Genomic DNA, 2,466 nt, shown 5'->3' with positions numbered 1-2,466 from the left:
ACCTCCTCCATGATCATCTCCTTCTTGAACCCGACCACCAGATGAATCGAATGCCGACTGAACCGCGAGGTCAGCAACCGCAACGACCGGCTGAGAATCGTCTCACCCGAATCCAACGGCGTCAGCGGCTTCGGATGCGGGCGCCCCAATCGAGACCCCACCCCCGCAGCCAGAATGACAATGTTCATCGACATCGAAGTTTCCCGACCAATCATGAGTAGGTTCGACGAAGTTTACCGCCCGTTCGCCTCAAGTTCGCATCACCCGCCTGCGGCGGAAGACGGCCCGACCACCTTGGAACCCGCATCCTCGTAAGTCTCTTTGACCGCGCGGCGGAAGACGCCGACGAGCTCCTCGGGAGCGAAGTCACCCAGGTAGTACTCGCGGACTTCTGACCGGATCGCCTCCCGGGAGTCGATCGAGAGGAGCTGGTCAAGGACCTCCTCGACGTTCCCGGCGTCCTGTTCGAGCAGGTAGGCCGCACGCGCCAGTGGGAACTCCTCGAAATACTTCGAACCGAAGCCTCGCGGGTCGGTCATGGCGAGAGGCCGCCCGCAGTAAAGCCAGTCCGAGGCGGTCCCAGAGATGTCGGATACCGCGGCGTCGGCGGCGTTGATGCAATCGGTAAGCGTCGCCTCGGCCTCAGCGCGCGGCCCCCACCAGTGGTCACGCCCAGTCGCGGCGGCGTCGGCGGCTATGATCTCTCGAATCTGGTCGGCCAGCTCCCGGTAGGCGCGATTGGCGGCCGTGTACGGATGCGCACGGAAGATCAACCGGACACCGCGTTCGAGGAGCGCGGACACGATCCGCTTCCCCTGTTGCAGCGAGGAGTAGTCGACCTCACTGGTCAGCCCCGCCCAGGTCGGCGTGTAGAGGACCGTCAGAGCGTCGCCTTCCGATCGCGGCCGCGGCCCGACCTGAATCTGGTGCAGTTGGGGGCGCCCGATCCTGCGGAACTTGTACTCGGGAATTTCCACGCCGTGCCTCAGGTAGCGGTCGACACCGGCCTGTCCGGCGACGAAGACCCGGTCATACATCTGCGAGACCGGGCTGCGGCTGATCGCCTTGTCGGAGTCGCCGTGCATCAACTGGACGTGCACGTACTTGTCGAGTTTGATCAGCTGAGCGTTCTTGGCCGCATGGTTGACGTAGAAGCAGGCGCCGACGCTGTCCGGCACCAGCCGGTCGAGCACGGACTGGGCCGGGACGAGGACGATCGGGGCACCGGTGCGGGAGGCGATCCCCTCGAGCAGGTAGCGGTCACGCACCAGGATCACATATGGATCGCCGACCTGGTCGAAGTACTGCAGCCACATCGCCAGCTGGTACTCCGAGTGCCGCGCCCCGGCGAAGTGGACCACGAACTTCGGGCCGATCCGGTCGACGGCGGCCTTGACGCGAAGGTCCACCGGGTGCGATTCGCTACGTCGCATCAGCTGCTTCTGCAGCACTGCGGCACCGATCCAGCCGAAGACGGCTACGGTGACCGCCAGGAAGATCGCGTCGGTCACGCGTGCCTGTGGGAGAGCGGGCACGGCCGCGAGCACGTACAGCACCCCCAGCAGGTTCACCATGAGCCCGATCGACGGCGGGGTGCTCAGTCGCTCGGAACGGCTGCGCTCGACGTCGATGGCGATGGTCTGCAGGTAGGCGATATGGAGGGCCCTGGCGACGATATCGGCATAAGCGAGGAAGAGGGTGATGCCGATGCCGGCCACCAGCAGTGCCGAGCGACCGGTCCCCCCGGAATACCAGGTCTGGATCAGGACCGCGATCGCGGCGAGCGTGCGGGCGATGCGCATGGCCCCGACAGCGCGTGGGCTGCGCCATAGGACCGTGGCGAATACGACCAGCGACAGTAGTATCGTCGCCCATTTCATGTGTTGCAGGGTGACAGCGGTGGTCACGGCCGCGACCGCCAACAGGTTCAGCCGGACGGACCATGATCGCAGCAGCTTCTTCAACTCGGAATGCCTCTACTCGCTCTGGCGGCGGGGGACGTGCCGGTCGCTACTTGAACTGCTTATTGGCGTTGGTGAGGTCGTCGGCGAAGTCGATCTCGATGACGTTGTGCTGCGAGATGTCGACCGCCTCGAACTTCAGACCGTCCTTCTCGATCGCGGCCTCGATGCCGCCCTCGAAGTACTCCTGGTCGTCGACTTCGGCCAGGCGCTTTGCAATGACGGCGCGGTCGTCGGCCGAGACGTAGTTGATTCCCACCGCCTCGCCCAGGGCGCCGTCTGAGACTCGCTTGGAGAGCCTGCTGATGTAGCCGTCGGCCCCGAGAGTGTACTTGACCTCCTCGTCGGAGACCTTGGCGGTGTTGACCGAGATGAAGGAGTGGTCCATGGCGATGTGCGGCAGCAGCACGTCGAGCACCTGGGGGTCGAACACCACGTCGCCGTTGAGCCAGAGGACTCCGCCGGGCCCGAGGATGTTGAAGGCCTTCAGCAGGCTCTTGGAGGT

The 2,466-nt window shown here is 64.8% G+C and carries 3 protein-coding genes; all 3 read right to left on the bottom strand.

Annotation, left to right across the window (positions count from 1 at the left end):
* On the bottom strand, nucleotides 1-194 hold a 194-nt coding region (locus tag JFB92_RS24875), incomplete at its 3' end, for an NTP transferase domain-containing protein (RefSeq protein ID WP_199044632.1).
* A gap of 66 nt (nucleotides 195-260) precedes the next feature.
* Complete coding sequence (locus tag JFB92_RS24870) at nucleotides 261-1,880, bottom strand: CDP-glycerol glycerophosphotransferase family protein (protein WP_199044631.1); 1,620 nt, start codon at nucleotides 1,878-1,880, stop codon at nucleotides 261-263.
* 130 nt (nucleotides 1,881-2,010) lie between these two features.
* Nucleotides 2,011-2,466 (bottom strand): glycosyltransferase family protein (locus JFB92_RS24865; RefSeq protein ID WP_199044630.1); only part of this gene is annotated, 456 nt, incomplete at its 5' end.

The sequence above is a fragment of the Glycomyces salinus genome (assembly GCF_016428645.1).
Classification (GTDB): domain Bacteria; phylum Actinomycetota; class Actinomycetes; order Mycobacteriales; family Micromonosporaceae; genus Glycomyces; species Glycomyces salinus.
This window is presented reverse-complemented; position numbering and strand designations above follow the sequence as displayed.